Origin of the sequence: Exiguobacterium sp. s26 (assembly GCF_018618235.1) — a bacterium.
Classification (GTDB): Bacteria; Bacillota; Bacilli; order Exiguobacteriales; family Exiguobacteriaceae; genus Exiguobacterium; species Exiguobacterium chiriqhucha.
On record NZ_JACSLS010000001.1, the window covers coordinates 208492 to 230810 of the forward strand.

The 22319-nt window shown below is 53.8% G+C and carries 27 protein-coding genes; 23 read left to right on the plus strand and 4 right to left on the minus strand.

All coding sequences use genetic code 11. The features are described 5' to 3' along the window. Positions 1-155: 155 nt before the first annotated feature. Positions 156-1496 (plus strand): hemolysin family protein, encoded by a 1341-nt coding sequence (locus KNP82_RS01010; RefSeq protein WP_251128608.1) that lies wholly within the window; start codon positions 156-158, stop codon positions 1494-1496. 36 nt (positions 1497-1532) lie between these two features. On the opposite strand, the gene KNP82_RS01015 is transcribed toward KNP82_RS01010, so the two are convergent. Then, the gene (locus KNP82_RS01015; protein WP_214716464.1) at positions 1533-2276 is read right to left on the minus strand and encodes a hypothetical protein; all 744 of its coding nucleotides are present in this window, start codon (positions 2274-2276) and stop codon (positions 1533-1535) included. A 183-nt stretch (positions 2277-2459) separates the two neighbouring features. Between KNP82_RS01015 and KNP82_RS01020 the strand changes: the two genes are divergently transcribed. From KNP82_RS01020 to KNP82_RS01070, 11 genes are all read left to right on the plus strand, one after another. After that, a complete protein-coding gene (locus tag KNP82_RS01020; RefSeq protein WP_214716466.1) occupies positions 2460-3617 on the plus strand; it encodes a helicase-related protein in 1158 nt (385 codons plus the stop codon). Further along, a complete protein-coding gene (locus tag KNP82_RS01025) occupies positions 3614-4282 on the plus strand; it encodes a ComFC family protein (RefSeq protein ID WP_058764216.1) in 669 nt (222 codons plus the stop codon). Before KNP82_RS01020 ends, KNP82_RS01025 begins: the two co-directional genes overlap by 4 nt. A 58-nt stretch (positions 4283-4340) precedes the next feature. Next, positions 4341-4685 carry a flagellar protein gene (locus KNP82_RS01030; protein WP_051627695.1) on the plus strand — a complete coding sequence of 115 codons (345 nt, stop codon included), beginning with the start codon at positions 4341-4343 and terminating at the stop codon, positions 4683-4685. A 24-nt stretch (positions 4686-4709) separates the two neighbouring features. Beyond that, positions 4710-4961 (plus strand): flagellar biosynthesis anti-sigma factor FlgM, encoded by a 252-nt coding sequence (locus KNP82_RS01035; RefSeq protein ID WP_021066556.1) that lies wholly within the window; start codon positions 4710-4712, stop codon positions 4959-4961. A 112-nt stretch (positions 4962-5073) separates the two neighbouring features. Further along, positions 5074-5430 carry a flagellar export chaperone FlgN gene (gene flgN / locus KNP82_RS01040; RefSeq protein ID WP_029595003.1) on the plus strand — a complete coding sequence of 119 codons (357 nt, stop codon included), beginning with the start codon at positions 5074-5076 and terminating at the stop codon, positions 5428-5430. A gap of 12 nt (positions 5431-5442) precedes the next feature. Then, complete coding sequence (gene flgK, locus KNP82_RS01045) at positions 5443-6936, plus strand: flagellar hook-associated protein FlgK (RefSeq protein ID WP_131472894.1); 1494 nt, start codon at positions 5443-5445, stop codon at positions 6934-6936. A 6-nt stretch (positions 6937-6942) separates the two neighbouring features. After that, positions 6943-7872, plus strand: coding sequence for a flagellar hook-associated protein FlgL (gene flgL, locus KNP82_RS01050; RefSeq protein ID WP_214716468.1), 930 nt, complete (start codon positions 6943-6945; stop codon positions 7870-7872). A gap of 3 nt (positions 7873-7875) precedes the next feature. Beyond that, on the plus strand, positions 7876-8451 hold the full coding sequence (locus KNP82_RS01055; protein WP_131472892.1) for a DUF6470 family protein: 576 nt from the start codon (positions 7876-7878) through the stop codon (positions 8449-8451). 15 nt (positions 8452-8466) lie between these two features. Further along, positions 8467-8904: a flagellar assembly protein FliW gene (gene fliW, locus KNP82_RS01060; RefSeq protein ID WP_029595007.1), complete on the plus strand. Its 438-nt coding sequence runs from the start codon at positions 8467-8469 to the stop codon at positions 8902-8904. After that, a complete protein-coding gene (csrA, locus tag KNP82_RS01065; RefSeq protein WP_021066562.1) occupies positions 8904-9131 on the plus strand; it encodes a carbon storage regulator CsrA in 228 nt (75 codons plus the stop codon). Before fliW ends, csrA begins: the two co-directional genes overlap by 1 nt. Positions 9132-9230: 99 nt before the next feature. Next, positions 9231-10286 (plus strand): GGDEF domain-containing protein, encoded by a 1056-nt coding sequence (locus KNP82_RS01070; protein ID WP_251128595.1) that lies wholly within the window; start codon positions 9231-9233, stop codon positions 10284-10286. A 31-nt stretch (positions 10287-10317) separates the two neighbouring features. On the opposite strand, the gene KNP82_RS01075 is transcribed toward KNP82_RS01070, so the two are convergent. Then, complete coding sequence (locus KNP82_RS01075; protein WP_214716470.1) at positions 10318-11232, minus strand: YitT family protein; 915 nt, start codon at positions 11230-11232, stop codon at positions 10318-10320. A 163-nt stretch (positions 11233-11395) separates the two neighbouring features. Between KNP82_RS01075 and KNP82_RS01080 the strand changes: the two genes are divergently transcribed. From KNP82_RS01080 to KNP82_RS01090, 3 genes are all read left to right on the plus strand, one after another. Then, complete coding sequence (locus KNP82_RS01080; RefSeq protein ID WP_214716471.1) at positions 11396-12256, plus strand: YitT family protein; 861 nt, start codon at positions 11396-11398, stop codon at positions 12254-12256. A gap of 97 nt (positions 12257-12353) precedes the next feature. Continuing rightward, positions 12354-13307, plus strand: a complete 954-nt coding sequence (locus KNP82_RS01085; protein WP_214716473.1) for a DMT family transporter — start codon at positions 12354-12356, stop codon at positions 13305-13307. Positions 13308-13309: 2 nt separating this feature from the next. Further along, the gene (locus tag KNP82_RS01090; RefSeq protein WP_035385647.1) at positions 13310-13603 is read left to right on the plus strand and encodes a putative quinol monooxygenase; all 294 of its coding nucleotides are present in this window, start codon (positions 13310-13312) and stop codon (positions 13601-13603) included. Positions 13604-13635: 32 nt separating this feature from the next. Here KNP82_RS01090 and KNP82_RS01095 read toward each other — a convergent pair whose 3' ends face one another. Beyond that, positions 13636-14133: a hypothetical protein gene (locus KNP82_RS01095; protein WP_021066568.1), complete on the minus strand. Its 498-nt coding sequence runs from the start codon at positions 14131-14133 to the stop codon at positions 13636-13638. 156 nt (positions 14134-14289) lie between these two features. Here KNP82_RS01095 and KNP82_RS01100 point away from each other — a divergent pair, with 156 nt between their 5' ends. From KNP82_RS01100 to KNP82_RS01130, 7 genes are all read left to right on the plus strand, one after another. Further along, complete coding sequence (locus tag KNP82_RS01100; protein ID WP_021066569.1) at positions 14290-14775, plus strand: hypothetical protein; 486 nt, start codon at positions 14290-14292, stop codon at positions 14773-14775. Between the two features lie 58 nt (positions 14776-14833). After that, a complete protein-coding gene (locus KNP82_RS01105; protein WP_214826746.1) occupies positions 14834-15661 on the plus strand; it encodes a GNAT family N-acetyltransferase in 828 nt (275 codons plus the stop codon). A 10-nt stretch (positions 15662-15671) separates the two neighbouring features. Beyond that, positions 15672-15995, plus strand: coding sequence for a hypothetical protein (locus tag KNP82_RS01110; protein ID WP_214826748.1), 324 nt, complete (start codon positions 15672-15674; stop codon positions 15993-15995). Between the two features lie 123 nt (positions 15996-16118). Then, the gene (locus tag KNP82_RS01115) at positions 16119-17411 is read left to right on the plus strand and encodes a methyl-accepting chemotaxis protein (RefSeq protein ID WP_214826750.1); all 1293 of its coding nucleotides are present in this window, start codon (positions 16119-16121) and stop codon (positions 17409-17411) included. A gap of 232 nt (positions 17412-17643) precedes the next feature. Continuing rightward, complete coding sequence (gene hag, locus KNP82_RS01120) at positions 17644-18534, plus strand: flagellin Hag (RefSeq protein ID WP_214826752.1); 891 nt, start codon at positions 17644-17646, stop codon at positions 18532-18534. A gap of 70 nt (positions 18535-18604) precedes the next feature. Further along, positions 18605-19495: a flagellin Hag gene (hag, locus tag KNP82_RS01125; protein ID WP_214826756.1), complete on the plus strand. Its 891-nt coding sequence runs from the start codon at positions 18605-18607 to the stop codon at positions 19493-19495. Positions 19496-19567: 72 nt separating this feature from the next. Further along, complete coding sequence (locus tag KNP82_RS01130) at positions 19568-20725, plus strand: flagellin N-terminal helical domain-containing protein (protein WP_214826760.1); 1158 nt, start codon at positions 19568-19570, stop codon at positions 20723-20725. 84 nt (positions 20726-20809) lie between these two features. On the opposite strand, the gene KNP82_RS01135 is transcribed toward KNP82_RS01130, so the two are convergent. After that, positions 20810-21685: a hypothetical protein gene (locus tag KNP82_RS01135; protein WP_214826763.1), complete on the minus strand. Its 876-nt coding sequence runs from the start codon at positions 21683-21685 to the stop codon at positions 20810-20812. Positions 21686-21956: 271 nt separating this feature from the next. On the opposite strand from KNP82_RS01135, the gene KNP82_RS01140 reads away from it, so the two are divergent. Further along, positions 21957-22313: a flagellar protein FlaG gene (locus KNP82_RS01140; RefSeq protein ID WP_214715997.1), complete on the plus strand. Its 357-nt coding sequence runs from the start codon at positions 21957-21959 to the stop codon at positions 22311-22313. Positions 22314-22319 lie beyond the last annotated feature (6 nt).

The window sequence follows — 22319 nt, forward strand, 5'->3', positions numbered from 1 at the left end:
TGTGAGCGCCTCCTTTTAGTTGCCGAGAGGCGGGCTATCATGGTAGGTTATTCATTAGGCGAGGAACACAGTCGTGTGACCTTGTAAACTATTTATATGGAGTGACCCTCGAGTCTCTCGAGGAACATGTGGACAGGATCTACTCTACACACGTAATGGCTGCCGGTGGCGGTGGCGGAGAAGTGGAAGGCCCGATTTGGGTATTGTTGTCGTTGGTGGCGCTATTGATCGCGCTCACCGCATTCTTTGTCGGATCGGAGTTCGCGGTCGTCAAAGTGCGGATGTCGCGGCTTGATCAATTGGTGGCGGAAGGGAACAAGTCGGCGATTCTCGCGAAAAAGGTCGCGTCTGACCTCGACTATTACTTATCGGCGTGTCAGCTCGGGATCACGGTGACGGCGCTCGGACTCGGTTTCCTCGGGGAACCGTCGGTCGTGCGATTGCTCACCCCGCTGTTTAACGAGTTCGATATCCTGGCGTCGCTCGCATCGATTATCTCGTTCGCCGTCGCGTTCGCGATCGTGACGTTCTTGCACGTCGTCATCGGGGAACTCGCACCGAAGACGCTCGCGATTCAATATGCGGAACGGATGACGCTCATCTTCGCCCGACCGTTGTTCTGGTTCGGACGGGTCATGTTCCCGTTTATCTGGTTGTTGAACGGATCGGCCCGATTGCTGCTCGGATTGTTCGGCGTCAAACCGGCCGGACATGAGCAAGCGCACTCGGAAGAAGAGTTGAAGATCATCATGGCGCAAAGTTTCCAAAGCGGTGAAATCAACCAGACGGAACTCGCGATGATGCAAAACATCTTCTCGTTCGACCAACACGTCACGAAAGACGTGATGGTGCCACGGACGAAAGTCGAGGCGATTGATATCGAAGCGACGCGGGCCGAAGTGCTCGAGACGTTCGCGGACAGTCAATACACCCGTTACCCGATCACGGAGGACGGCGACAAGGACAACTTGATCGGCTATATCAACGTCAAAGAGGTATTGATGGGACTCGCGGTCAGCCCGTCCATCAATCTCACCACTTATGTGAAAGAGCTTCCGGTCGTGCATGAAATGACGCCTTTGGAAGATACATTGAAACAGATGCGTGAGGCCCGGACCCACATCGCCATCGTCTTGGACGAATACGGCGGGACGGCCGGTCTCATCACGCTCGAAGACTTGCTCGAAGAGATTGTCGGGGAAATCCGTGACGAGTTCGACGAGGACGAGGTCGACCCGATTCATACGGTCGACGACATGACGTACGAAATCGATACGCGCGTCTTGCTCGAAGAACTCGAGGAACGGTTCGGCATCACGTTCGAACGTTCAGAAGGCATCGATACGCTCGGCGGTTGGCTCCAAGTCCACCGCGAGACGCACGAGGTCGGAGACACGCTCGAGTTCGACCGTTACGTCTTGACCGTCATCGAGATGACGGAGAATCACGTGGAGCGGGTACGACTCGTCGTCCGCCCTGACATTCAAGAGGCATAAGAAAAAGGTTCATCCGTTACTACCGGATGAGCCTTTTTAGTCGTTCATGCGTTGTTTTAGTCGTGCCGACAGATGAGGCGAATCGAGGTCGCTGTATCGAATCCCTTCCGCATAACGTTTGATGCCATCGATCGTGATTTGCAGCTTGAGGGAATGGAAGGGAACCCTATTCTCGTCGGCGACACGTTTCACGTCACGCAGTAAAACCATCACGTCTTCGTATGTATAGGAGTCGTCTTCCGCATGAAGGAAGAGGATGCCGTAGCGAGCTCCGTAAAACTCGAGGTCGACGGCTTGATCGAGTTGCAAGTGAGTGACATCATCACCGTGTGCCACATCGTCGCGCCAGGCTGAATCAGACAATTCGGTCATCACATCGATGCGGTCTGAAAAGGTTGGTGCGATTGACTGTTGAACGGCAGCATCATAAGCCTCGCTGATGCGTCGGTATGTGTTTTCCTTTGAGACGACGTCATCTTCATAGCTGTCATCGACGACATGGCCGCCTCGGGTGATTCGTACCACGAACTCGGTATCGACGCTTGTGTCAGAAGCCATCGTCACGTGGTATTTCGGATCGTAGAGTGATAAATACATGACGTCCGCTACATGAAGAGACAGATCCGGGTAAGTGACGTTGACATACTCCTGTGCCGTCTCAATTGCGCGTTGCTCCGCTTTGTCGCTCCCGTCAAAGACATACCAGCCCCACCATCCTACAAAGAAGACACCGAGCATGCCTAAACCGGTCAAGATGTTGTGGATGGGTCGTTTGAACATCATAGTTGCCTCATTTCCAATAACTGGTCTATTTCTAGTATAGTCGGTCGTTTGCACTTTCACCTCCGTCTACAGCATGAAATGAAGGGACGTCTTTCCGTTAGCCGTCCCTGTTCCATCAACGAACATGACATGTGGATGTGAGGGTTGTATGCTAGCGTCAACAGAAAAAGGACTGATCTTATGGGCCAACTCATCCTAGCACCCGTTGGAACTCCCGCCATCCGATTCGGCGTCTGCCAGCGCTGTCTGAGCACGGACACGCGTGCTTACACATGCCATCACGGGCAGTGCCGCTATTGCCGCAACTGCCTTCATCTCGGTCGCGTCTGTCAATGCGACCGTCTTGCTGAAACAGACATCACGGCGCCGCTGGAAACGACCGACCTCGTCATGCCGTTCGAACTGTCGGGTGACCAGCAGCACGTCAGCCGACAGCTCCTGGCCTGGTGGGCATCTCGGACGAGCGGGCTCGTCCATGCCGTCTGCGGGGCCGGGAAGACGGAGATGACGTTCCCCGTCATCGCGAGTGCCGTCAATGACGGGAAGCGTGTCCTCATCGTCTCACCGCGACGTGACGTCGCCATCGAGTGGGCCGATCGGCTCGAGGCGGCCTTCTCTGTTCCCATCACCCGACGCTACGGAGGTGGGGACAAGGACACGATTGGGATGATCACCGTCGCGACGGCGCCGCTGCTCGTGAACTTGCGACATGTGTTCGATTACGTTCTCGTCGATGAGTCCGACGCCTTCCCGTTCGCTTTCGACCTCGCGCTCTGGTGGACGCTCCGCCGGGCCGGGAAAGGATTGTTTTTATTCGTGACGGCGACGCCGACCGTCTGGCAACGCCAGTTCCCGACCGTTCATCTGTCCCGGCGCTATCATGGCCACGATTTGCCCGTGCCCCGGCTCGTCCGTGAGACAGAGCCAGCCATCCTCGACTTCTGTCGCCGGTACGGGGCGTCACCCCGTCTGTTGTTCGTCCCGACGAAACCGGACCTCGTCCGTTATGGGGAACTGCTCGCGGCGAACGGGTTCGCCTACCAGGCCGTCTCGGCCGACACGGACGAGCGGACGGACGTGCTCGATTGGCTCGAGGCGACGAACGGGATCGTGCTCGCGACATCGATTTGGGAGCGAGGCATGACCGTGACCGGGGTTCACGTCGCCGTCCTCGACAGCAGTCACACCTTGTTCTCGTCCCGCGCCCTCGTCCAGATGGCGGGCCGGGCCGGGCGCAAACCGACCGCGCCGACCGGGGACGTCGTCTTCTTTTACGACGAGCGCACGTTCCGCCAAGATAAAGCCATTCGCGAGATTGAAGAGGCGAACCGGCGATGAATTGTCTCGTCTGCCGGAAACCGTTCACCGTCCCGTGGAGCCCGGCGACGTTGTTGAAGCGAGACTGGGTCTGTCCGGACTGTGAGGGGATGTTGACGCCGCTCGTCGCGGGTTGTCCGCGCTGCGGTCACCCGACCACGGACGGGGCGACGTGTCCTGACTGTATCCGTTGGCTCGCCCTTGGTCTCGACTTGACCGTCCGTTCGCTCTTCGCTTATGACGAGTCGGGCGCGAATTGGCTCCACCGTTATAAGTTCGGCGGCGACGTCGTTCTGGCGCGACAGCTACGCAATGTGCTGCGAGCGACGCGAGAACCAGGGGTCGTCTACGTCCCGATTCCGCTCAGTGAGGAGCGGATGCGGACACGGCGTTTCAATCAGGCGGAGCTGCTCGCAAGGATGATTGGACCGACGGAGCAGGTGCTCGTCAAATCCGAGGTTTCGAGTCAGCGTGAACTTGGGAAAGAAGAAAGGCGGCACCGTACGAATCCGTTCGCTGTACAGCAGTTGCCACGCTGTGGCAAAATTGTCCTCGTCGACGACGTCTATACGACGGGGACGACGCTCCATCAGGCGGCGCTCACCTTGCGCTGGGCCGGGGTGGAACAAGTTTCTGCCGTTTGCCTGTTCCGGACGCTAAACAAATTAAAAATGCGTCCGATATAAAGGGCAGAGGTGAATGACTGTGGAAGCAACAACTTGTCAAACGTGCGGACGGCTGTTCATGAAACAAAGCCGCTCGCCATACTGCCCATCCTGCGCGGAAGTCGATTTCCAAAACTTCTTGAAAGTCCGGGACTTCATCCGCGAACCCGCCAACAAACAGACGACGATCGGAGCCCTCGTCGAAGCGACAGGCGTCTCCGAACTTGATATCACGCGATACATCCATGAAGGACGCCTGATCATCAAGGACAATCCGTCACTGAACATCGCCTGCGTGCGTTGCGGCAATCCGACGAACCAAGGAAAGGTATGCGCGGACTGTCAGACCGACATGCAGCAAGAACTGAAAGGGCTACAAGCCAGCGTCACGAAACAGAGCGTTCGCGCTTATCGTTTGGATTAACAACTGAGAAGAGGGGGGACACGTATGCGCATCGATTCTGCAAAGTGGGTACACTTACCGAACACTTACGAGAAGAAAACGCAACCTGAGACGAAGCCCGAGCTGACACGCCAAACGGACCAATTATCGATATCGGCCGAAGCCCGCGCCCGGTTTGAAGAACCGGTGAAACACCCGGAGCGTCTGGAAAAAATCAACGCCTTGAAGGCGGAGATTAACGCCGGGACGTATTCACGGGACGCGCGCGACATCGCCAAACGCTTTCTACAAGGATGAATGAAAGCGGGGTCCGAGGGAGACCTTCGCATAAATAAGATGGCACGGAAGCTGACTAAACAAGGGACACCCTTTCTTTAGTCGGCTCTTTTTTTGGACAAAGGAGAGACTTATGCTCACATTACATACACGTTTACTCGAACTGGCTTATGACAAAGAACGACTGCTCGTCAACGGAGACATGCCCGCTTTTAGCGCACTCGTCAAGGAAGAGGCGACGATTCTCCGACAAATCAAACAAAAAGAAGCGGAACGACTTCAAGGAACGCTCGTTTTGGACGATGAAGAGAAGGAAGCGTTACGACCGGTCGTCCTCGAGCTGAAACGGCAGAATGAACTGAACGCCGTCCTGCTCGAACAGTCGCTCCGGTATATCGAATGGCATTTGGACATGCTCATGCCAGAGGCAGATGATTTCACGTACGGTCAACAGGCGCTCGAGACGCGCTCGTTCAGCCGGGATGTATAAGGAGGAAGTTTGATGGGCTCAACATTTATGGGATTAGAAACGGCGCGACGCAGTTTAACGACGCACCAATGGGCGCTCCAGGCGACGGGGAATAACGTCGCCAACGCCTCGAATCCGGGTTACTCGCGCCAACGCTTGTCACTCGGCATGACCGAACAACTCAGCGTCAACTTCGGGGGAACGAAGGCCGGGCAGTTCGGGACTGGTGTCCGCGGCGAGACGCTCGCCCGAATCCGCGATTTGATGATCGACCAGCAATACCGCGACGAGTCGGTGAAGAACGCCTACTACGCGACGAAAGAGGCGGCGTTCGGTCGGATGGAGGATATCGTCAACGAGCCTTCCGAGACAGGGCTCGCCAAATCGCTCGACTTGTTCTGGGCCTCGCTCCAAGACTTGTCGGTCAACCCGGATGACGCCGGCGCGCGCAGTGTCGTGCGCCAACGGGCGATGACGCTCGCTGAGACGTTCAACTACATGTCGTCCTCGCTCCAAAAAGTGCAGGCCGACCTCGCCTCAGAAGGTGACGTCGTCGTCAAGAAAGTGAACGACTTGATGACGAAAATCAGTCAGGTCAACCGTCAAATCGGGGATGCGGAGCCGCTCGGCGTGCTTCCGAATGAACTGTATGACGAGCGTGACCGCTATATGGACGAGCTCGCCCAATACATGGACTTCACACGCGTCCCGGTCGACTATACGAACGGGGAGTCGCGCGGTAACTCACAAAAAGTCGCTGAGGGCCGCATCGACATCGTCGTCTCGATCAATGGCGTCGACCACAAACTCGTTGACGGCATCAACGGCACGGTCGGATCGTTCGACGGTCTCGATATGACCGATGCGAGCGGAGCGGACGTGGCACTCACGCACGCCACGATGCCGAACGGCAAATGGAAAGCGCTCGTCGAGATGTACGGCACGGACACGCCAGAATCAGGTAGCGTGAACGGCGTCTACGCGACGATGTTGAAAGACTTGGACGAGATGGCCGGCAAGTTCGCCTCGGCGTTCAACACCGCCCATAGCACAAACATGGACGCCAAAGGCAACGCCGGCACGGCGAACTTCTTTGAAGGAACGGCGAGCGCAGCGACAATTAAAGTGAGCGACGCCGTCATGAACAACCTCGATTTGATCGCCGCTTCTCAAGACGGCAACATCGGGGACGGCAGCGGGGCCCTCGCTTTGGCAAACTTGAAGTCGGCCACGCTCAGTTTCGACGGGTCGGTCCAGACGGATACGTCAATCGGAAAATACTATCAGAACGTCATCGGCAACATGGCCGTCGCTGCCGACCAGAGCGGACGCCTCGCCCAGAGCACATTCGCGCTCATGGCGAGCTCAGACCAGCGCCGCCAAGCGGTGAGCGCCGTGTCGCTCGACGAAGAAATGACGATGATGATTCAATATCAACACGCCTATAATGCGGCGGCCCGCAACATCACGGCTGTCGACGAGATGCTCGACAAAATCATCAACGGCATGGGTGTCGTAGGGAGGTAATGCTTGATGCGAGTCACACAGACGATGCTCACACAGACGAACTTGAAACATTTATCGAGCAGTTATAACAAGCTCGCCCAAGTCCAGGAACAGCTCATCAGCGGGAAACGGATTCAGAAGGCGTCCGAGGACCCGGTCGTCGCCATGCAGGGCATGCGCTACCGGACCGAGGTGCGCGAGGTCGACCAGTTCCGCCGCAACGTCAGTGAAGCGACGAGCTGGATGGACTTGACCGATTCGACATTGAACGAAGTGACGGAAGCCGTCAAACGGATTCGTGAATTGACGACACAGGCGGCAAACGACACATACGAGTCGTCACAGCGTCAAATCATCCAGAGTGAGGTCAATCAGTTGATTGAACACATCGGCTCGCTCGCGAACGCGAAGTCGGGCGAGAAATATATTTACAACGGCACGAAGACGGACCAGCCGCTCGTCGACATGGACGCCTTGAAAGCGTTCCTTGCCGACCCGAACGGGGACGTCAACAGCATCTACCCAGGCGGGGCACCGGCCGCGAGCGGGAAAGTCGCCTTCGAAGTATCGAAAGGCATCACCGTTCAAGTGAACATGCAGCCGGAGACGGTGTTCGGCAGCGACGTGTTCGCCGGACTGCACGACCTCGTCTCGAAATTGGCCGACCCGAACACGACTGGTGAAGTGCTCTCGAACGAGCTCGCCGACCTCGACGTCATCGCCCAAAACTTGATCACGGAGCGGGCCGAGCTCGGCGCGCGTGCCAACCGGTTAGAACTTGTCGACAACCGCCTGCAAGAACATGAGATTATCGCCAAGACGATCATGTCCGATAACGAGGACATCGACATCGAAAAAGTCATCATGGAGCTCAAGTCTCACGAGACGGTGCACCGGGCCGCGCTATCGGCCGGGGCCCGGATCATCCAACCGACGCTCCTCGACTTCCTCCGGTAAGCGATGAATATCGCCCGGCTTGAGATGCGGCAGACGCAGGCCGCCATCCAAATCACGTCGAACCGGCCCCACCTCGAGATGCGGCAAGGCCGGGCCGATGTGTCGATGACGCAAGGCAAGGTCGAGATGACCCAACAGACGACAGGTGGTACGCTCGAGGTCGACTCGTCGGTCGCGCGCAGTGAAAGCAACTTGAAGGCGGCGCTCGAGCTCGGGCGCCATTTCGGTCAGCTCGGGGAACAGGCGGCCCGGGAAGCGACATCGACCACGGCCCGGGACGGGGACCGGCTCATGCGCATCGAGAACGGCAACCCGATCGCCGCGATGGCCGCTGAGAAGACGAGCGCCCCGTACCCGGTCGTCGACATGGACTTCATGCCGAAGTCGCTCGACCGCGTGAAGTTGACGTATACGCCGGCGGATGTCAAAATCGAGTGGAACCTGACGCCGGCACAGATTGATGTATCACTCACCCCGGCCGACATCTCGTTCACGCCATGGACGACGGACATCTCGCTCCGTCAACAGGCATCGCTCGAGATGTGGCCGGTCGGTGGCATGTATGATGAGACGCGTTGAAAGTGAGGACAACCCATGTTCATTGAGACAGACTATTTTGGCAAGATTGAAGTAAATGAAGACGAGACGATCTCGTTCGTCAGCGAGATTCCCGGGTTCCCAGAATCGAAGACGTTCGCCCTCATCCCGTACGGCGACGAGCTCCCGTTCTGGTCGCTCCAGTCGCTCGAGGATCCGGCCTGCGCCTTCGTCGTGACGAACCCGTTCTGGCACAAGTCGGACTATGCGTTCGAGTTGACCGACGGCGCGAAAGAGCAGCTCGGCATCGATGAGGCGGAACACGTCTCGGTGTATGCCATCGTGACGCTCCGCGATCCGTTCGACGCCTCGACGCTCAACTTGAAGGCCCCGATCGTCATCGAGACGAAAGAGCGGCGTGGGAAGCAGGTCATCTTGGATGACGTCTACCCGGCTCGGTTCCCGCTCGGCGGTCAGAAAGAAGAGGTGCGCTGATGCTCGTATTGAAACGAAAACAAGGCGAGGCCATCCATATCGGGGACGATGTGACGCTCACCGTGCTCGCCATCGAAGGCGACCAGGTCAAGCTCGGCATCGATGCCCCGCGCCATATCGATATTCATCGCCACGAGGTGTACGTCCAGATGCAGGCCGAGAACGAATCGGCCCGCGACAGCGCCAACTTGATGAAACAGATGATGCAAAACAAGTCGGAAGCGTGAGCTTCCGGCTTTTTAGCTGTCCTAAAATTTGGATAGGGTGACATGTGTCACTTTTGTACGATAGGATAGGAGGAAATAAATGGCGGGAGAGGACAAGGCTTGGGTCAAGTCATCAACATTTTTTTCATCAATGTCAGTATCATCTATCTCGTTTTATCGCTGGCCCTGTATCTCATGCGCCAGCTGTTGCCGATTCAGGCAGGTTCTCCTTATGCGGTCCGCATCTGGTTCGGTCTCGCCATGGGGCTCGCGGCCGTACTGTTGACGGTCAACTCGTTTCAAGTCGGAGAGGCAAGAGTCGACCTCCGGATTATCCCGCTCGCGCTCTCGGGCGCCTATGCCGGACCGGTCGGAGTCGCCGTCACGATGGGGTTGACTCTTCTCGGTCGCTTCGGTCTCGACGGCATGACCGACCAATTCATCCGCTCGTTCGGCACGCTCGGCTTGTTCTTCGTGTTGTCGCTCGTGTTAAATCGACTGGTGATGCGACGCGGTCACTTGTATTCGGCCTATCTCGTGTTCGGGGCCGTGCTCGTCTTGTTTCGAATTGCTGGCAACGTCCCGATTCAGGCGTTCACGACCGTGTTCTTGCCGTATTTCGTCATGACGTTCCTCGGTGGCTGGATGTGTTACTGGGTCGCGAAACAGATTGAGACGCACCTGCGCATGTTCCGGCTGCACGCGCAGCGGGCGACGATTGACGAGCTGACGGGTCTCCCGAACCGCTATATGACGCTCGAACGTTTGAACGAGGTCGAGATGTCGGGTCTCCCTTGGGCGCTGTTCGTCATCGATGTCGACCGGTTCAAGCAGTTGAACGATACATATGGTCATCGGGCCGGTGACGCAGCGCTTCACCACATCGGTCAAACGTTACAGGCGAACTGTCCGCCGGACGGCTTCGTCGGGCGCTACGGCGGGGAAGAGTTTCTGATGGTGCTCGAGGATGCCGGTGACGTCCGGTTGATCGCGGACGATATCGTCAAGGTCATCCGCGACACCCCGTTCTCGTTCGAAGGGATGCACATCCCGATGACGGTTTCGCTCGGGGCATCGCTCGCCGGGGCCGAGCCGGGCACGGTCGTGTTCGAACGGGCCGACGCCGCCCTTTACGCGGCGAAGACGAGCGGGCGCGATCAAGCAAAAATCGGATAAACAAAAAATCGGTCCCGGGGGGCCGATTTTTTTAGTGGATATTTTTCTTTTTGAACTGGCCGCCTCGGACGTCATGGATATTGCCGATGGCGAGGAACGCCTTCTCGTCATAGTCGTCGAGGATGTCCTTCAATTTCGTTTCTTCTAATCGACTGATGACGGTGAAGACGACTTTCTTTCCGTCGCCCGTATAGGCCCCTTCACCGTGCAGATACGTCACACCCCGGCCGAGCCGGTCCATGATGGCCTGACCGATGTCGTCCGGCGCCGTCGTGATGATCCACGCCGCCTTCGACTGGTCGAGCCCCTCGAGCACAATATCGATCGTCTTGAAGGCAACGAAGTACGTGATGAGCGAGTACATCGCCCGGTCCCAGCTGAAGACGAAGCCGGCCGTCCCGAGGATGAAGATGTTGAAGAACATGACGATCTCACCGACGGAGAACGGGAGCCGGTCCGTGAACGACACGGCTAAAATCTCGGTCCCGTCGAGCGACCCACCGGCCCGGATGACGAGGCCGATGCCGGCTCCGAGCAGGAAGCCGCCGAACACGGTCGACAATAGCAGGTCGTCCGTGAACGGCTCGATTGTATGAAGCAAAATCGTAAAGCCGGACATGAGCATGATGGCGATCAACGTGACGATGGCGAACGTCTTTCCGATTTGGCGATAGCCGAAGAAGATGAACGGCAAGTTGAACATGACGAGCCAGATGGCGAGCTTCGTCTCCGTCAAATAGGACGTGATGATCGAGACGCCGACGATACCGCCGTCGATGATTTGGTTCGGGACCAGGAACGCCTCGAGCCCGATGGCGAAGATGAACGACCCAATCAACAGGAGTAGCCCCTTGGCGAGGAGTTCGGTCGGTTTGATGGGATTATGGACACGTTTCAAACGGAGCACTTCCTCCGGGGACGGGGAAGGCATCGGTGGACGCTGCATCGGGGGTCACTCCTTTTTCTTTTCAGTATAGCAAACCTCACACGGGATGAAGCAGAAGCGGCAGACAATCTGACACAAGTTTTTCATCGACACCGAAGATGTTATTCTACTATTTTTTTATGTTAGACTAGGAAAGTTGATTCAAAAAAGGAAGACGTTACTCATGAAACGTGACAATCGAGCCTGGCTCATGGGCTTTCAAATCATCATGAACATCATCGGCGGGATGATCGCGGCGTACGGCCTCGAATCGGTGTTGATCCCGAACAGCGTATCGGACGGGGGCATCACCGGCATCAGCATCGTCGGCTCCCAACTGACGGGTGTCCCGCTCGGGGTGTTCCTCGGAATTCTCAATCTCCCGTTCGTCTATCTCGGCTATAAACAAATCGGGAAGAGCTTTGCCATCCTATCGGTCACGGGCATCGCCTCGCTCTCGGTCGGGACGCTCATCATGCACCGCGTCCCGACGATTATCGATGGGGACACGCTCCTCGTCACCGTCGTCGGCGGGATCATTCTCGGACTCGGGATGGGGCTGTCGCTCCGGAACGGGGGCGCGCTCGATGGCATCGACATGTTGGCCGTCCTGTTATCGAAGAAGTTGCCGTTCGGGACGAGCGACTTGATTCTCTTCTTGAACGTGTTCGTCTTCATCGTCGTCTCGACGGTGTTCGGCCTGCAAGGAGCGGTCCTGTCGGCCATCGCCTACTTCATCGCCTCGAAAGTGATTCATATCGTCGAGGAAGGACTGAGCGGGGCGAAGACGTTCAAAATCATCACGAGCGTACCGGACGTCATGGTCGAGACGGTGCGGGACCGGCTCGGACGGAGCGCCACGCTCAACCAGATTCAAGGCGCGTACTCAAAAGAGTGCTATTACGAGATCACGTGCGTCATCAACCGGCTCGAGGAGCGGAAGATGAAAGAAATCATCAACCAAGTCGACCCCGAGGCGTTCGTCGTCGTGTACGAGGTGTCCGAGGTCAAAGGTGGGAATTTCCGAAAACGCGATATTCATTGAGACGAATCAAGCAGCCAGCGCTGCTTGATTTTTTGGTGGAGGCAGGGAAATGCGGGATGGATAGGGAACAAGTGGGGATTCAGAAAGGAGAGAACGTATGCGTCCATTGTTATTAGGTGTGCTCGCCGCCTTGTTTTTTGCGAGCACGTTCGTCTTGAATGAATCGATGCAGGTCGGCGGGGGGAGTTGGGCGTATAGCGCCTCGCTCCGCTTCCTGTTCATGATTCCACTGCTCATGCTCGTCGTGGCCGTCCGGGGTGGCATGACGCGGGTGCGCCGCGCCATCGTCGATCAGCCATGGCCGTGGCTCGTCTGGGGGACGGTCGGCTTCGGTCTGTTTTACGTCCCAATCTGTCTCGCCGCCGAGGTCGCCCCGCCTTGGCTCATCGCCGGCACGTGGCAAGTGACGATCATCGCCGGGGCGCTGTTGTCGCCGCTGTTCCGTCGGAGTGACGGGACGCGGGAGCGGATTCCGTGGACGGCGCTCCGCTTCTCGGGACTCATCCTGTTCGGCGTCGTCTTGATGCAAGTCGAGTTCCTCGCCGACTTTGAGCCGCGTTTCCTATGGATTGGGGTGGTGCCGGTATTGATTGCCGCGTTCGCCTATCCGCTCGGCAACCGGAAGATGATGGCCCACACCGACCTCGACGTGTTCGAGCGTATCCTTGGTATGTGTATCGGTTCGCTCCCGGTCTGGCTCCTCCTGTTCGGTTACGGGTTGACGACGGGGGCGCCATCGAGCTCGCAACTGACGCAGACGCTACTCGTCGCACTGTTATCGGGCGTCGTCGCGACAGTGCTCTTCTTCAAGGCGACCGACCTCGTCAAACACGATATGGGGAAACTGGCCACGGTCGAGGCGACCCAGGCGCTCGAGGTGCTGTTCGCGCTCATCGGCGAGTTGATTTTTCTCCAAGCGCATCTGCCGTCCGGACTGTCGCTCATCGGCATCTCGCTCGTCATGGTCGGGGTCGTGCTGCATAGCCGTAGCCAGTTCAAGGTGGAGGAAAAGCCGCACGTTGCGGCGAATCGATACGGGAAGGAGGGATGAACATGTCCTATGGATTGATTGGGAAACTGACGGCCGTACCAGGTGAGCGCGAGACGCTACTCGCGATTTTGCTCGAGGCCGCTACGGCGATGGAACGAGAGCCGACGTGCGCGGCGTACCGGGTGAACATCTCGCTCGACGATGAGTCGATTGTCGTCTATGAGGTGTGGGCAAGTATGGAGGCGCATCAACAATCGCTGTCGCTTGAGACGACGCAGACGTTGATTGGGAAGGCGAAACCGATTTTGGCCAATATCGAGCGTCTCGCCGTGTTCGAGCCAAGGAACGGTCATTAAAAAAATCCACGTCCGAGGACGTGGATGGCGGGTCATGCTTTCGTTAAGCTGCCTTTGACTTGCTCATAAAACTCGTCCATCATCCCAGTCCGGCTACCGAGCTGGCAGATGAGTTCGAGCGTCTCTTTATAGAACTTTTTGACGAGTCCTTTGTTTTTGATGTTGTCCATCGACGCCATCGTCTTGTCGAGGTTTTGGAGAATCTCTTCGATCTGGTCGTCCGAGTCCGGTTTGACGACTGTCATATTGTCCGGGATTTTGACGACTTTGTCTTGCTCCTGATGACGGAACGACGCGCCGAAGCCAAGGTTCTCGATGAACAAGTGCGGCATCACTTTCTGACCGAAGAACTGCTTATGCCATTCTGTCGCTTTCATCGTGTCCATGTCCTGTTTGAACGTGGACGCAGTCGAGACGTACTTTCTGAACAGGTCGGTCATGAACTTCTCAATGACCGGGATTTGAAGGGCGAAGACGTTCTTTAAGAGCGCGTCGAGCTGTGCGCGTGACAATTGTTGTTCGTTTGACATATCAGTTCCTCTTTTCTATAATACGATATCTTCATCGTATGGGATTGACGGACGTGCGTCAACGCATCCCTAAACATTTTTTCAGAATATTTAATGATTTACGGTCATTTTGTGCGATAATCGTCTTATGGCTAGACCAAAGAGGAGTGAATCCATATGAACAAAACAATGAAGTGGGCGGTCGCGCTCGGCGTGACGGGTGCCCTCGTCGCAACGGTCGGTGTCGTTTCGTCCAGAGGGCGGACTGACGACACGACGCAGACGATCCGTGACCGTGAGCTCGGGTACGAGATCATTCTCCCGTCGAAAATTGTCGAGGCGATTGAGCGGGGGGACGTCTATATCGAGAAGGCGCAGGACGTCGTCGATGTCGGCGACAAGAACAGCTACGGCACGTTCGACCTCTACTATAACGTCGAGGACGGCGACGACCAATTGTTGTTCCATTTGGACTTGATTGACCGTGAACTATCGGAAGAGGCGTTCGCCCAGGAAGTCGGCTACGGCAACTACCTCGGTGCGAGCGACAAGACGTTCTTCTGGGTCGAACCGACCGAGGCCGTTCCAGGTGCCGAGGCGCACACGGACGAGATTGCGGAGCTCCTCGAGACGCTCCCAGAGCTCGAATTCCGGACGTTATGAGTCCGCCCGCTACGGCGGGCTTTTTCGATTGTGCTACAATATGACGTGAGGTGATTTCATGAATTGGATAGTAGAAGAAGTGAGACATGCAGAACAGGTGGGGGCGCTCGAGGTAGCGGTCAACGCATATGACAAGATTGACGTGAAACTCGGACACGTAGCGGTCGGTCAGAACGACTACGCCGTCTATGATGACGAAACGCTCGTCGGCTATATGGTGCTCTTCCCGTATCTTCCGAACGAGTATGAAGTGAACGCGCTCGTGCATCCGGACTATCGCAAACAAGGCGTTTTCAAGGCGCTCTTTGAAACGGCGAAGCAGGACGCGAAAGAGAATGGCTGTGAAGCGTTCACGTTCGTCATCGATCGCAAATCGAAGGACGGCAAGGCGGTCATCGACCATCTCGGCGCGGCGTACCAGTTCTCGGAATATAACTTGGTCCTTAAAAAAGCCGAGCTGTTCTTGAAGCCGGACGAAGTGTCGCTCCGCGAGGCGACGGACGCCGACCGTTCGCTCATCATCGAGACGCTCTCTGAAGCGTTCGGCGACCCCGTCGACGTGACGGAGAACATCTATCAACAGATCGATACGCCGGACCGCGTGACGTACATCGGTGAGGTCGACGGTCGTCCGGTCGGGGTCATTCGTGCCCTCCTTTCGGGCGAAGATGCCGGTAGCATCCATGCGTTCGGCGTCAAGGCGGCCGAGCAAGGCAAGGGCTACGGCACGAAGATGTTGAAGCAGATGGTCCAGCAACTGTTCCGCATGGGCCGGACGAAGCTCGAGCTCGACGTCGAGACGGAGAACAAGGCCGCGCTCGAGATTTACAAGCGGGCCGGGTTCGCTGAAAACGGCGGCTATGAGTTCTATCTATTAGAACTGTGAGGTGAGACGAATGGTTCGGAATTTGAAATGGCTCGGTGCCGCGTTCGAGGCGTTCCTCGGCATCCCGGCAATCGGTGGGCTGTTCATCATCAGTATGGGCTACACACCGCTCGGGTTCATGCTCGTGTTCCATATCATCTTGCTCGTCTTATCGGTGTCGCGGCTGAAACGAATTTCAGTCGGGGCAATCGTCGGCATCACGGCTTCGGTACTCGGGGTCATCCCGTTCATCGGCATGGTGCTACACTGGGCAGCCGCGATTGCGCTCGCGCTCGATGCACTTATGACGACGCACAACGAAGAACGTAAGACAAGTGAAGATGACCGTTTTTAATCAAGACGCTCTCGGTGACGAGGGCGTTTTTTCATTGACCAAAACTTCAACTGAAAACGCTATACAAAAGCTGGGATTTGGACGATATAGTAGGTGATGAATTACACAGAGGAGGAACTCATAGTGAAGCTATTCAAAAACTTTACGACCCAACTGCTCGCTTGGATTTTGGTCACATCCTTTATCACGGGCGGAGCGGTCGGCTGGATCACGCTCTTACTGCTCACGGAGCTTGAGATGGCGAAAGGTCAGGTCATGCTCGTCGGGACGGCCGTGGCCTTGCTTATTTCAGGGATTGGTGGCGCCGTCATCTACTTGATCGCCCGTCGTCCGCTCAAAGCCATCGAATTGGCGTCGGACAAGGCGGTCGAAGTCGGAAACGGCGACTTGACGGTCGTGTTCGCGGACGAGACGACGACAGACCGTTCGGAGATGGGACGTCTGCTCCTCTCGATGGACAATATGGTCGGACACCTTCGTGAACAAGGAACGAACATGCGCTACACGGCGGACCAGCTCACCGGTTCGGCTCAAGAGATTGCGGCAGCCGTCCAAGAAGGGAATATCGCCGGCGAGAATATCCGCCAAGCGATGGACGCCTTGAACAAGATGCTTGAAGACAACGTCAACGCGACGTATAGCTCGATGGATTTGCTCGGTGCCGTCGCCCGGACGATGGAAAACATCCGTCAAGAGATGGGCTCGGCGCTTGAATCAGCAAGTGAGATGCAACAAGAGGCCGAGAGCGGTAAAGGCCTCGCCTCGTCGTCAGTCAATGCGATGCATGCGATCGCTGGCAAAGTCGAACAGTCGTCGACGCTCAACAGCAAGTTGACGGAGATGACGGGCGAAATCTCGCGCATCACGGACGTCATCAGCGACATCTCGGCGCAGACGAACTTGCTCGCCTTGAACGCATCGATTGAAGCGGCACGCGCCGGCGAACATGGACGCGGCTTCGCAGTCGTCGCGGCCGAGGTCAAGAAGCTCGCCGAACAGACGGCGAACTCGACGCAAGAAATCACGGATTTGATTGTCGACGTCAAACGTCTCGTCGGCGACACGTCGTCTTCGATGGCGAACGTGAAAGCGGAAGTGGAGACGGGCGTCGGTCTCGTCGAGAAGGCGGGCGGTGCGTTCGCGTCGATTCACAACTCGGCGAACGAAGTGTACAGCCACGTCCATTCGGTCGATGCGCTCTTAGATGAGTCGCGCGGTCAAATCGATTCGGTCGTCACGAACTCGGCCGGCATCGTCGGTATGGTCGAAGAGGCGTCACGCTACGCGACGGAAGTCACGTCAGCGGCGAGCCAACAGGCAGCCAGTCTCGGTGAAGTGAACGGCGCGATGACCGAGCTCGTCCGTGTCGCGGAGAGTTTGCAGAATGAGACGGAGCAAGTGAAGGTAGAAGCGTAAGGAGGAGCGGCCCAGCGATGGGTCGTTTTTCTATGTGAATTGAAGAGAAGTAGTCAAAATGTGTAATTTTTTTTGATAATGGCTAAACAGATACCGGTAGATTCCGATATAGAGTATGGAAACGATAAAACGTTCCAACAATTGCAAGGCAAGGGCCGGCCTAAGCCTTGTATGCTCGGACAAATGGATTTGGAAGAGCGAAAAAAACTCAAACCTATGGAGGGAAATTAACATGATTATTAACCACAACCTTAACTCGATGAACGCACACCGCAACATGTCATTCAACACAGCACAAACAGGTAAAGCGATGGAGAAATTGTCTTCAGGACTTCGCATCAACCGTGCTGGTGACGATGCGGCTGGTCTCGCGATTTCTGAAAAAATGCGCGGTCAAATCCGTGGTCTTGATATGGGTGCGAAGAACGCACAAGACGGCATCTCATTGATTCAAACGGCTGAAGGCGCGTTGAACGAGACGCACTCAATCCTTCAACGGATGCGTGAGTTGGCAGTTCAGTCTTCGAACGATACAAACACGACAACTGATCGTGGAGAAATCCAAAAAGAGGTAGACCAGTTGGCAATCGAAATCACACGTATTTCAAACAATACGGAGTTTAACACGAAGAAGTTATTAGATGGATCAGCAAACTCTTTGTCAACTGTAACTGGTGCTGCTGACCTCACTTTTCATATTGGAGCGAACGCTGGTCAATCGTTAAATCTTAAAATCACAGCAATGGATGCACAAACATTAGGCGTTTCTGGTGCAGGTGGTGCAGCAGCCACAGCTGGAACGCCAGCAGTCACAACGGCTGGTATCGCTGTTAGCACACAAGCGTTAGCTAACACAGCAATCACAGCCATCAATACTGCTATCGAGAAAGTCTCATCTGAACGCTCAATGCTTGGTGCTAACCAAAACCGCCTCGAGCACACAATCAACAACTTGAGCACTTCGGCTGAGAACCTTCAAGCCGCTGAATCACGCATCCGGGACGTCGACATGGCGAAAGAGATGATGAACTTCACGAAGAACAACATCTTGAACCAGGCTGCTCAGGCTATGATGGCCCAATCGAACCAACAGCCGCAGGCAGTGCTTCAACTTCTTCGTTAATAATAACTAACTTGTTAATAGGACAAATGGATTTGTCTAAAAATTATCTATTCCTTGGAGGGAACCAATCATGATTATTAACCACAACCTTAACTCGATGAACGCACACCGCAACATGTCATTCAACACGGCACAAACAGGCAAGGCAATGGAAAAGCTATCTTCTGGTCTTCGTATCAACCGTGCGGGTGACGATGCTGCCGGTCTCGCCATTTCTGAAAAAATGCGCGGTCAAATTCGTGGTTTGGATCAATCGACACGAAATGCTCAAGATGGAATTTCGTTGATTCAAACAGCTGAAGGCGCGTTGAACGAGACACACTCAATCCTTCAACGGATGCGTGAGTTAGCAGTTCAGTCTTCGAACGATACAAACACCACAACTGATCGTGGAGAAATCCAAAAAGAGGTAGACCAGTTGGCAATCGAAATTACACGTATTGCAAACAACACAGAATTTAACACGAAGAAATTATTAGACGGCTCTGCTAAGACAGCGGGCGGACCTACCGGTGCTGCGCCTTTAACATTCCACATCGGAGCAAATGCTGGTCAAACGCTTTCACTATCTATTGGAGCAATGGATGCAAAAACTTTGAACGTTAGTAGAACAGCCGACACAGCTGCTACAGGAGCAACAGCTGCAGTTACAACAGGAGGACTTGATGTCTCAACTCAAGCAAACGCAAACTTGGCAATTACAGCCATCAATACTGCTATTGGAACTGTATCATCTGAACGTTCAATGCTTGGTGCAAACCAAAACCGCCTCGAGCACACAATCAACAACTTGAGCACATCTGCTGAGAACCTTCAAGCCGCTGAATCACGCATCCGTGATGTCGACATGGCAAAAGAGATGATGAACTTTACGAAGAACAACATCTTGAACCAGGCTGCTCAGGCTATGATGGCCCAATCGAACCAACAGCCGCAGGCAGTACTCCAACTTCTTCGTTAATAGTTAACTCAATAAAATGAAGAACTGACAAAAGGATTTGTCAGGTAAAGTATATTATGGAGGGAACCAATCATGATTATTAACCATAACCTTAACTCTATGAACGCACACCGCAATATGTCGTTCAACACGGCTCAGACTGGGAAAGCGATGGAGAAATTGTCTTCAGGTCTTCGCATCAACCGCGCCGGTGACGATGCGGCTGGTCTCGCAATCTCTGAAAAAATGCGCGGTCAAATTCGTGGTTTGGATCAATCGACACGCAATGCTCAAGATGGGATTTCATTGATTCAAACAGCTGAAGGTGCGCTGAACGAGACGCACTCAATCCTTCAACGGATGCGTGAGTTGGCAGTCCAATCGTCTAACGATACAAACACGCTCACAGACCGCAAAGAGATTCAAAAAGAAATGAACTCGTTGACTTCAGAGATTAACCGAATCGGGAACTCGACGGATTTTAACACACAAAAACTTTTAAATAGTTCTAAAAATGGTGAAGGCAGTAAAGCTGTGTACGATATTTCAAACATTGCTTTTGCTTCTGGGGATACCTTTGAAGTAGGAGGAGTAACTTATACAGCTACTGGTACAGACAATGGTGCAAGTGGACTTGCGAAATTAGTAAATGCTGATACGACAAATGATTTTACGGCAAAGGCATATGAGGATGGTACAATCCGTATTACGGCTAAGGCAGTAGGCGCAACAGCGGATGGTGCTGATGGTACGGTTCAAACAATTCAAGCTGGGACCGCAGCCACTGCGACAAATAGCATGAAATTCCAAATTGGGGCAAACGAGAGTCAAAGCTTAACGCTGAGTATCTCGGACATGAGATCAAGTGCTCTAGGAGTTTCATTTGCTGCAACTACAGATGCTGAGTTAGCAGTTACGAATGGATTGGATGCTATCGTTGTTGAACAGGCATTAGATGTCCGCTCTTCTGCAAAAGCACAAACAGCAATTGCGAAGTTGGATTCTGCAATTGAGACAGTTTCTTCAGAACGTTCTAAGCTAGGTGCAAACCAAAACCGTCTTGAGCACACAATCAACAACTTGAGCACGTCAGCCGAGAACCTTCAGGCTGCCGAGTCGCGTATACGTGATGTTGACATGGCAAAAGAGATGATGAACTTCACAAAGAACAACATTTTGAACCAAGCTGCACAAGCGATGATGGCCCAATCGAACCAACAGCCGCAAGCTGTGCTTCAACTTCTTCGTTAAGATTTACTCTATTTCTTAACCAATATTCACTAGAACCAGGCTATGAAAATGTCCGTCTCTCGTTATTCGAGGGACGGACATTTTTTAATATACATAGACGCCTCTATCTTCCTTTAAATAATTTTTTTTAATATCTTGCCATTTGTACACGACAGACCAGTAAGTACGACCTATCTGCTGGGCAATCGCGGCGTCTGTCATTCCATTTTGTTTTGCTTGAATGATAAATTCGATCTCATCTGCTGTATAATCATTTTTTGCTTTTGAGGAAATGACGGTCATGTCTGGATGTTGCTCTCGTTCAAGCTGTAATCGATAGTCCCAATCGAGTTTTTTACGCATGGATGGAATGGCATAAGCATAAGGAGTGAACTCATTTAAGAAACGAATCGCTTCTTCTGTTTTTTGAATACGAAGTGTATAGAAGTGACCATCAGAACGGCGACTCAATACGAAATGATGATGGAAGGTTCGTGCTATAAATGAACTTAACACTTCAAGTTCCTCAGGGTAAAAAGCTTGAAGATAAAGATAGATATGTGGAGTGATAATCATCTGATTCAATTTGGATCGCGTAGATTTTGTCAATGATAGACTACCGTCATCTAAATACAGAGCCAGCAAAAAAACGGGATGAACACAGTCTTCTAATAAATGTACCGGAATCTGTTTTTTTCGATCGTCATAGCATTGTTCTCGTAGCCAAGTAAATAGCTTATCTTTTCTTGAATAGAGTTCTGCACTTGTTCCTGTCTTTCTCACTTTAATACCCTCAAAGACTCGAGGAGCGCTGTTTAGTTTCCATTCGCGATACTCCATTTGTTTGACTGAAAAATGTTCGCGGTATTGTAGCCCATTCTTCGGAGCGACTTTTGCGTTTGTTCGTCGAATAGCACCATCTCCTAATAATGTCCCTAACAATAGACTTTTCTCAAACACAGTCAGTTCGTTCCAGTCCATCATGCATCCTCCTCGATTCTTTACAAATTACTTCCCTATATTATTAGTTCCCGATTTTATTTTTGATAGTCGGAATACCAATATAGAAAAAGTAGAGGGTTTAATGTAATTTATGGTTTAAGAAAATGAAAAGTGAGTTCGGCTAGAACATAATGTTTAGATATTCATTTATATTACTGCATCGTTTTTTAACCTCTTAATAAAACTGAAAAATATAGTCTGGTGAACCGATATAGTATGTGAGAACAATGAAAATGAGGAGTAGAAATTTATGAATCCGATAATGTCTGAAGTCCGGCTTCACCTACCTTCTTCTGTCTTGCCGTATGAACAAACGAAAAACGTGTTCGTCGAAGCGAATCAAAAAGCGCTCGCAGACGAAGGGATTGTCATTCTTCCGACGCCTCAACACGTCACAAAACTAGAGGCGGCTGTTGAGAAGGCGAATCTTGTACTAGAGCAACAACGTACCGGTTTAAAGTTCATGAAACATGAGAAATTGAATGACTTCTATATTCAAATCGTAGATACGAACAACGAAGTCATCCGGGAAATTCCAAGTAAGAAGTCGCTCGATTTTTTTGCGGCATTTATGGAATTCAATCAACTCTTCGATGAACGTATTTAAAGGAGG